Annotated in this window: 8 protein-coding genes and 1 pseudogene; 4 read left to right on the top strand and 5 right to left on the bottom strand. The window is 68.5% G+C overall.

The window, feature by feature from the left end:
- Window positions 1-1005: 1005 nt before the first annotated feature.
- A pseudogene (gene recX / locus ACFV4K_RS32520) lies at window positions 1006-1506 on the top strand (recombination regulator RecX); the annotation flags it as partial.
- Window positions 1489-2046, top strand: a complete 558-nt coding sequence (locus ACFV4K_RS32515; RefSeq protein WP_379280085.1) for a hypothetical protein — start codon at window positions 1489-1491, stop codon at window positions 2044-2046. The pseudogene recX and the gene ACFV4K_RS32515, both read left to right, overlap by 18 nt.
- A gap of 86 nt (window positions 2047-2132) precedes the next feature.
- Here ACFV4K_RS32515 and ACFV4K_RS32510 read toward each other — a convergent pair whose 3' ends face one another.
- From ACFV4K_RS32510 to ACFV4K_RS32490, 5 genes are all read right to left on the bottom strand, one after another.
- Window positions 2133-2408, bottom strand: a complete 276-nt coding sequence (locus ACFV4K_RS32510) for a hypothetical protein (RefSeq protein WP_379280083.1) — start codon at window positions 2406-2408, stop codon at window positions 2133-2135.
- A gap of 59 nt (window positions 2409-2467) precedes the next feature.
- Complete coding sequence (locus ACFV4K_RS32505; RefSeq protein ID WP_379280082.1) at window positions 2468-3379, bottom strand: amino acid ABC transporter permease; 912 nt, start codon at window positions 3377-3379, stop codon at window positions 2468-2470.
- Entirely contained in the window at window positions 3376-4056 is a 681-nt protein-coding gene (locus ACFV4K_RS32500) for an amino acid ABC transporter permease (RefSeq protein WP_357096646.1), read from the bottom strand. The genes ACFV4K_RS32505 and ACFV4K_RS32500 overlap by 4 nt, the downstream gene beginning before the upstream one ends.
- 82 nt (window positions 4057-4138) lie before the next feature.
- Window positions 4139-4978, bottom strand: coding sequence for a glutamate ABC transporter substrate-binding protein (locus ACFV4K_RS32495; protein WP_379280081.1), 840 nt, complete (start codon window positions 4976-4978; stop codon window positions 4139-4141).
- Between the two features lie 24 nt (window positions 4979-5002).
- Complete coding sequence (locus ACFV4K_RS32490) at window positions 5003-5731, bottom strand: amino acid ABC transporter ATP-binding protein (RefSeq protein ID WP_357096756.1); 729 nt, start codon at window positions 5729-5731, stop codon at window positions 5003-5005.
- 255 nt (window positions 5732-5986) lie between these two features.
- Between ACFV4K_RS32490 and miaB the strand changes: the two genes are divergently transcribed.
- Both miaB and ACFV4K_RS32480 read left to right on the top strand, forming a co-directional pair.
- Window positions 5987-7513 carry a tRNA (N6-isopentenyl adenosine(37)-C2)-methylthiotransferase MiaB gene (miaB, locus tag ACFV4K_RS32485; RefSeq protein ID WP_379280080.1) on the top strand — a complete coding sequence of 509 codons (1527 nt, stop codon included), beginning with the start codon at window positions 5987-5989 and terminating at the stop codon, window positions 7511-7513.
- Between the two features lie 331 nt (window positions 7514-7844).
- Window positions 7845-8426 (top strand): hypothetical protein, encoded by a 582-nt coding sequence (locus tag ACFV4K_RS32480; RefSeq protein ID WP_379280084.1) that lies wholly within the window; start codon window positions 7845-7847, stop codon window positions 8424-8426.
- The last annotated feature ends 155 nt before the right edge of the window (window positions 8427-8581 follow it).

Raw genomic sequence — 8581 nt, 5'->3', positions numbered from 1 at the left:
CCCTCCCGCCCCACCACCCGCCGGTCCGCCGAGCCGAGCCACGACCTCTTCGGCCGCGACTCCGCCGACCCCTACGCCTCCGGCGGCGGCTGGAACTACGGCCCCTCCGGCGGCCGCGCCGACTCCTACTACGCGCCCCCCGAACACCATTCGCCGAGCGACGACCGCTCCACCTGGCGCACCGCCGACGACGCACCGCCCCGCCCCGACTCGGCACACTCGAACTCCGAGGCCGCGGATCATGATCCGGATGCCCCTGGCGACGATCCCGTCTCCTCAGGCGCGACATCCGCACGGCCGCCCCGTGACTCCGAACCTCCACGCCTTGCCGGTGAATCCGCCCGTCGTCCACCAGCCGCCGCCGCTGATCCGACCTTCGATGTCCCGCCCCCGAATCCATCCCGCCCTCAACGCCGTTCGCCCATGGGGCGAGGCCGTTCGCCGGGGCAGTGGCGAGGGGAAGCGCCCACTGCCCCCGGCGACGGCGGGACCTCGCTTCAGCGATCCGAGCGAAGCCTTGCCGACAAGTCCTCGACCGCGCACACCGCTGCTGGTGGGGGAGAGTCGAATTCGGCCCCCAAGGCACCCGGCGACAAGCTGGCGGCGGCACGTGCCGCCTTGGCCGAGGCCACCGCTGTTGCCGCTGCCAATGCGGCAGCGAACGCGGCGGGCTCGGAGCTGCGGGGTCGTCGGGGGAGTCGGGCGAAGGCGGCCTCGGAGGAGCAGTCGGGCAATACCGGGTATCGAGATGCCGATGAAGGGAACACCCGCCGCAGGGGACGTCGGGATGACAGGAACTCGGCTGCGGGGGAGTCGTACGGCGAAGTCGATGAGAACCAGGGTCCGGGGTCGGATGGCGGCGGGCATGGTGCGGATCGGGCCGGTGGACGTGGGCGTCGTGGTGGGCGTCGGCGCGGGGAGTACGGGGAACGGGCTGGGGACGATGGTGTCGATTCCGAGGATGAGGGCGGTCGGCGTGGGAGGGGTGGCCGTCGGCGGGGGCGGAATGAGGGCGGTGAGGAATCGGCCGGTGTGGCTGCGCCGGCGGGTGGTGGTACCGAAGCGCAGGCGAAGGACATCTGCCTGCGTCTGCTGACCGATCGGGCTCGGAGTCGGTTCGAGTTGGCGGATCGGCTGGCAGACAAGGGGTTCAACGCTGATGTGGCGAAGCGGGTGCTCGATCGGCTGACCGAGGTCGGGTTGATCGACGACGCGGCGTTCGCGCAGCAGTGGGTGCGTTCGCGGCACACCTATGGGGGCAAGGGGAAGAAGGTGCTCGCCGAGGAATTGCGGCGCAAGGGGATCGCACCTGAGCACGCCGAGCCGGCCCTGGAGGCGATCACCCCCGCCGACGAGCGGACTCGCGCGTCGGACCTGGTCCGACGCAAGGCCGCGAACCTCTCCCCGGAACTCGACCGTGACAAGGCTGTCCGTCGCCTGGTCGCCATGCTGGCCCGCAAGGGCTACAACCCGGGGACCGCCTTCGACGTGGTGACCACTGAACTCCCGCCCCAACCCACCCCCCGCCGCGCCGCGTCCACGCCGACCGGTGATTCGAACCCCACCCACCCCCGCCGCGAATCCCCCTCCGACGACACCGAATCCGCAACCGAACTCATCCGCACCAAGCTCCGCACGCTCTCCCCAACCCTCGACCGCGAAACAGCCACCCGCCGCCTGGTCGGCTTCCTGGCCCGTCGCGGCTACGCCTCCGCCACCGCCTACAAGGTCGTGACCACCGAGCTGAACGCCGCCGACTTCGGCACCGGTGCTCCCGATCGAACCGACCGGACATCTGGAACAGCGTCCTCACCGCGCCGTTCGAAGCTCTCGTCTCCGCCCCCTGCCGACTCGGCCGAGGATGACGAGCAAGCCCGCGCCGCCGAATTGGTGCGTGCGAAGATTCGCACCCTGCCCCGGAACCTGGACCACGCCAAGGCCACCCAACGCCTCGTCGGCCTCCTGGCCCGGCGCGGCTTCAGCGCATCGACGGCCTACGCGGTGGTGAAAGCCGAACTGGCCGAGGCCGATCTGTCAGGTGACTGATCACAACCGCTGAGTCCTCACATCGCAAGCGCGCGTAGGTGGTAGCACTGGTGCAGGAGCTCGGCCGATGTCCACCGGCCGGCAGGTCAGTGCAGGACTCCGCCAGGGCGGCGGGTGGAGAGTGCGCGGCGCGCGTGCCGGTGTCCGGCGTGGCGGAACGGGCGCTGGGCGACGAGGTGCGGGGACTCGGGCTCCGGAGGTTTCTCTCGGCGGGCGGCGCGGAGCCGGTGTGCGGCCTCGCGGGTGAGGTGGACGCCGAGGATGGCGGCGAAGGTGGTGAGCCCCGCGAGGAGCGGGGCGAGCACCGTGGCCAGGAAGAGCCCGAAGACGAATTCTCTTCGAGCGCTGTCGTCTTCGGTCATGAAATTCAGTATGCGAGCTGGGGGAGCGGCTTGTCCGGCGGTCGGGCAAGCCGCACCGGTCAGTTCGGCGGTTTCTGCAGGGAAACGTCGGACACCATGGCGTCCATGCCGGGCGGGGCGGTGATGGTGCCCGCTGCGACCACGGCTCGAGAGCCGCGTTTGCGGGTGCGCAGCCACTTCTCGACGCGGGTGGCCAGCACGGTCAGCGTGTAGTTGATGATGATCATGATGATGGCGATCACGATCAGCGACGGGATCGGGTTCTGCTGCGCGGCACCGAGTTGGGTGCCCGAGCGCACGATCTCGAGGTAGGTGATCTGGTAGCCGAGCGCGGAGTCCTTGAGCGCCACCACCATCTGCGAGATCAGCGCCGGCATCATGGCGGTGATCGCTTGCGGGAGCAAGATCGACACCATCACCTGGGTCTTGCGCATGCCCAGCGCCACGGCCGCCTCGGTCTGCCCCTTGGGCAGCGCGCGGATGCCCGAGCGCACGATCTCGGCGATGACCGACCCGTTGTAGACCGTCAGTGCCGTCACCACCGCCGCCAGCGCCAGCTGATCGGAGGGGAAGGCGTTCTGCTTGGCGAACAGGTAGTAGAGGAAGATCATCAGGACCAGCACGGGAATCGCCCGCGAGACCTCCACCACCACGGCCGCGAACCAGCGGATCGCCCGATGATCCGACATCCGCAGAATGCCGAACAGCATGCCCAGCACCAGCGCCAGCACGATGGACAGCGCCGCCGCCTCGAGCGTGCCGCGCAGACCCGGCAGCAGGTAGGTGCTCCACACCTGGCTCTCGGTGAACGGCTTCCATTTGGCTTCGGTGAACTGACCCTTGTCGGCGAGCCCGCGGTAGACGAACCACAACACCGCGGCGACCGCGGCGATCGCGATGACCGTATAGATCCGGTAGCGCACCCGGGCGCGGGGGCCGGGCGCGTCGTAGAGCACGGACGCCGCGGTCATCGCGCCACCTCGTATCGTTTGGCCAGCCAGCCGAAGAACAGGCCGGTCGGCAGGGTCAGGATCACGAACCCGAGCGCGAAGATGGCGCCGATATTGAGCACGGCCGCCTCGTTCTCGTTCATCTCCGCCATGAGCAGCGCCGCCTCGCCGACACCGATGGCCGAGGCGATGGTCGAGTTCTTGGTCAGGGCGATGAGCACGCTGCCCAGCGGCGCGATGACCGCGCGGAAGGCCTGCGGCAGCACCACCATGCGCAGGTTCTGCCCGAAGGTGAACCCCAGCGAACGGCCCGCCTCCGACTGCCCGAACGGCACCGTGTTGATGCCCGCCCGCAGCGACTCGCAGACGAAAGCCGCCGTGTAGACACTCAATCCGACGATCGCGAACCGGAAGTTGTTCTCGGAGATGCTGTTCGGCCCCTCCGCCGCGAGCCGCAGCCCGAGCGTGGAGTACAGGCCGATGGAGCAGAACACGATGATCAGCGTGAGCGGCGTGTTCCGGATGATATTGACGTACAACGTGCCGATCCAGCGCGCGATCGGAATCGGCGACACCCGCATCCCCGCGACGAGGGTGCCGAGAATCAGCGCCCAGAACCCCGAGTACAGCGTCAGTTTGATGGTAACCCAGAACGCGTCGAGCAGCTTGGTGTGATAGTTGGAGATCAAGTCGAACACGACTGCCCCATTCCTCCGATCGGAAAACGAAGCGTGCCAGGTGATTTCAGCAGCAGGAAATCACCCGGCACGAGTCCGCGAATCAGTACCGGTCGACCTTGGGCGGCTCCGGAACCTGGAATCCGGTGGTGCCGAACTCCTTCTCCAGCGCGGCCTTCCACGCCCCCGAGGCGATCATGGCGTCGATGGCGTCATTGATCTTGCCGCGCGATTCGGTGTCGCCCTTCTTCACGCCGATCCCGTACTTCTCGACGGTGAAGGTGTTGCCGACCACCTTGAGCGCGCCCGGCGACTGCGCCGCGTAACCGCGCAGGATGATGTCGTCGGTGGTGACCGCGTCGACCGCGCCGGACTTGAGCGCCTCCACGCACAGCGAGTAGGTGTCGTACGTGATCAGCTGCACCTCATGGGCGGCGACGTACTTGTCCTTGATGTTCTGCGCCGGGGTGGAGCCCTTCACCGAGCACAGCTTCTTGTTGCCGTTCAGCGAATCCGGCCCGGTGATGTCGGTGTTGTCCGACCGCACCAGCAGCGACTGCCCGGTCTGGAAGTACGGGCCCGCGAAATCGACCTTCTCCTTGCGCTTGTCGGTGATCGAGTAGGTGGCGACGATGAAATCGACCTGCCCGTTCTCGATCAGCGTCTCGCGCTGCGCCGACGGCGACTCCTTGAAGGTGATGTTCTCCGCCTTCACGCCCAGCTTGTCGGCCACGTAGGTGGCGACGTCGACGTCGAAGCCGCTGAAGCTGCCGTCCTTGTTGTGCAGGCCCAGGCCCGGCTGGTCGTACTTGATGCCGATGGTGAGCTTGCCGTCGGCGGCGTGCTGGCTGGCGGTCTTGCTGCTGCCGCCGCCGCACGCGGTGACGGCGAGAGCCAGGGCAGCCACTCCGGCGGCGATCCTGAGCGCGGGGTTGATCCTCATCGAACGTCCTGTTCTCTTGTGGAGTCAGTGGGAGAGGATCTTGCCGAGGAAGTCCCTGGCGCGATCCGATTTCGGTGCGGTGAAGAAGGATTCGGGTTCGGTGTCCTCGACGATCTGCCCGTCGGCCATGAACAGCACCCGATTGCCGGCGCGACGCGCGAAGCCCATCTCGTGCGTGACGACCAGCATGGTCATGCCGTCGCGGGCCAGCCCGACCATGACCTCGAGCACCTCGGACACCATTTCCGGGTCGAGTGCGGAGGTGGGCTCGTCGAACAGCATCACCTTCGGGCTCATCGCCAGCGCGCGGGCGATGGCCACGCGCTGCTGCTGTCCGCCGGAGAGCTGCGCCGGATACTTGTCGGCCTGATTGGCGATGCCGACCCGGTCGAGCAGCTCCAGCGCCCGGGCTCGCGCCTTGGCCTTGTCGGTGCGGCGCACCTTCACCGGCGCCAGCATCACATTGTCGAGAATCGTCTTGTGCGCGAACAGGTTGAACTGCTGGAACACCATGCCCACGTCGGCGCGCAGCTTGGCGAGGGCCTTGCCTTCCTCGGGCAGTTTCACCCCGTCGACGGCGATCTCACCGGAATCGATGGTCTCGAGCCGGTTGATGGTTCGGCACAACGTCGACTTGCCGGAGCCCGAGGGTCCCACCACGATCACGACCTGCCCCTTGGGCACTTCGAGATTGATGTCACGCAAGACGTGCAGCGAGCCGAAGTGCTTGTCCACATTCCGCATCGAGATCATCGGCGCGGGAGTGCTGATGGAATCGGCCACGTCGGTCATGACCAGTGACCCTAACCACCTTGCGCCCGAAATGCTCGTCTTTGCCGGTCCGGCCCGGGCTGTGCCGAGACTCGACACCCGCGCGTAACCAGCGATTGACGCCGCCGAGACCAGTCCGGCCGGTCGGGCGTTGATTCAGCGACAACTCCGCGACCATCGGCGGCCGTCGACCGATGGCGTTTATGGCCCGCGCGGGGCAGCTATTACCCTGGTTGAGTGAATTCCCCGGCCCGGACCTACGAGGTCCGCACCTACGGCTGCCAGATGAACGTGCACGACTCCGAGCGGCTCTCGGGCCTGCTCGAGGATGCCGGCTACGTCAAGGCCGTGGCCGGCGATACCGCTGACCTGGTCGTCTTCAATACCTGCGCGGTGCGCGAGAACGCCGACAACAAGCTGTACGGCACCCTCGGCCACCTCGCGCCGATCAAGGCCGAACGCGAGGGCATGCAGATCGCGGTCGGCGGCTGCCTGGCGCAGAAGGACCGCGACACCGTGGTCAAGAAGGCGCCCTGGGTGGATGTGGTGTTCGGCACCCACAACATCGGCTCGCTGCCGGTGCTGCTGGAGCGGGCCCGCCACAACGAGCAGGCGCAGGTCGAGATCATCGAATCGCTCGAGGCGTTCCCGTCCACGCTGCCCGCCAAGCGTGAGTCCGCGTACGCGGGCTGGGTGTCGATCTCGGTGGGCTGCAACAACACCTGCACGTTCTGCATCGTTCCGGCGCTGCGCGGCAAGGAGGTCGACCGGCGGCCCGGCGACGTGCTCGCCGAGGTGCAGGCGCTCGTCGAGCAGGGCGTGCTCGAGGTGACGCTGCTGGGTCAGAACGTGAACTCCTACGGCGTCTCCTTCGCCGACCCCGACGAGCCGCGCGACCGTGGCGCTTTCGCGAAGCTGCTGCGCGCCGCCGGCACCATCGAGGGCCTCGAGCGGATCCGCTTCACCTCCCCGCACCCGGCCGAATTCACCGACGATGTGATCGAGGCCATGGCTGAGACCCCGAATGTCTGCCCGCAGCTGCACATGCCGCTGCAGTCCGGCTCGGACCGCGTGCTCAAGGCCATGCGCCGTTCCTACCGCAGCGCCAAGTTCCTCGGCATCATCGAGAAGGTGCGCGCCGCCATGCCGCACGCCGCCATCACCACCGACATCATCGTGGGCTTCCCCGGCGAGACCGAGGAGGACTTCCAGGCCACCCTGGACGTGGTGCGGCAGGCGCGGTTCACCAGCGCGTTCACCTTCCAGTACTCGATCCGCCCGGGCACCCCGGCCGCGACCATGCCCGACCAGCTGCCCAAGGAGGTCGTGCAGGAACGCTACGACCGGCTGATCGAGCTGCAGGAGCAGATCTCGCTGGAAGGCAATCAGGCGCTGGTCGGTTCGACCGTCGAACTGCTGGTCGCCGAGGGCGCGGGCAAGAAGAACGACAAGACCGCCCGCATGTCCGGACGCGCCCGCGACGGCCGCCTGGTCCACTTCCGCCCGACCGTGAACCCGGCCCCGGGCAGCGAGATCCGGCCCGGCGACATCATCACCATCGACGTCACCGGCGCGGCCCCGCACTACCTGATCGCCGACGGCGAGGTGCTGAGCCACCGCCGTACCCGCGCGGGCGACGCCCACGAGCAGGGCATCACCCCCAAGACCGCGCCGATCGGCGTCGGCCTGGGCCTGCCCAGCATCGGCGCGCCCGTGGTGGTCGAGACCGCCGCCGCGGGGTGCGGTTCCGCCTGCGGCGACTAGCGGGCGCCGTCGGAGCGCGCGCCCGGGCCGCCCGGGCGCCGCGAACCGTGGGTCGGCTGTCAACTACGCAGCGTCATAGGGCAGGATCGCGGGGGGACGTGCGGTGGATCGCCATCGCGGGATTCCGCCCGACACGCCGCCGACCACTCCGGTGCCGCGCCCGAGCGCGGTGCGGGACTCGACGACCCAGGCGTGAGCGAGGATCCGCGGTATGACCGAGCAGCAGCCCACCGGCTCCGACGAGCCTCGTGACCGGCCGGAGCAGCCGGAAGACGAAGCAGCACAATCGGATACGGCGTCGCAGCAGGCGCCCGACGCGAACGAGGAGAGCATGAAGGCGGCCGACCACAGTCAGGACTTCGAGCAGTTCCGCGCGGACCTCGAGGCCGTCGAACGCAAGATCGCCGGCGAGATCGACCCGGGCATGCGGGCCATGGTGGTCGCCGGTTCGGTGTTCGTGCTGCTGGCTTCGCTGGTGCTGCCGCACGCGGGCAAGACCCGCGGCTTCGACGTGCTGCTCTACGACACCGTCGCCCAGGCCGATCACATCGGCCTGCCGTCGCGGGTGTTCGTCTGGTTCGTGGTGATCTTCGGCATCGGCTTCTCGGTGCTCGCGCTCATCACCCGCCGCTGGATGCTGGCCTGGATCGCCGTCGCCGGTTCCGCTGTCGGCAGTGTCTTCGGCGTGCTGTCCATCTGGCACCGCCAGACCCCCGGCCTCGGCAACTACCACGGCGCGGGCCCGGGCGTCGGCCTCATCGTGGCCACACTCGCCATCATCGTGCTGACCTTCCACTGGGTCCGCGTGGTCTGGGCCCGCACTTCGGTCCAGCTCGCCGCCGAGGAGCAGCGCCGCCTGGCCGCCGCCAAGGCCGAGGACCAGCAGCGCCGCCGCCTCTTCGGCGAGGACTGAGTCGCGGCAGGGATTCCAGAAGGCCGGGTAGCAACCTGATCGGTTGTGACCGGGCCTTTTTCGTGGGACATCGTCGTTCCGCCGAGCGCTGCCGTCACCATGTGTCCGCAGGCCGCCGCAGTCGGGCCCGCGGGGTGGCGGCGGTGCGAAAAAGG

The organism is Nocardia sp. NPDC059764 (assembly GCF_042732555.1).
Lineage (GTDB): Bacteria > Actinomycetota > Actinomycetes > Mycobacteriales > Mycobacteriaceae > Nocardia.
This window is presented reverse-complemented; position numbering and strand designations above follow the sequence as displayed.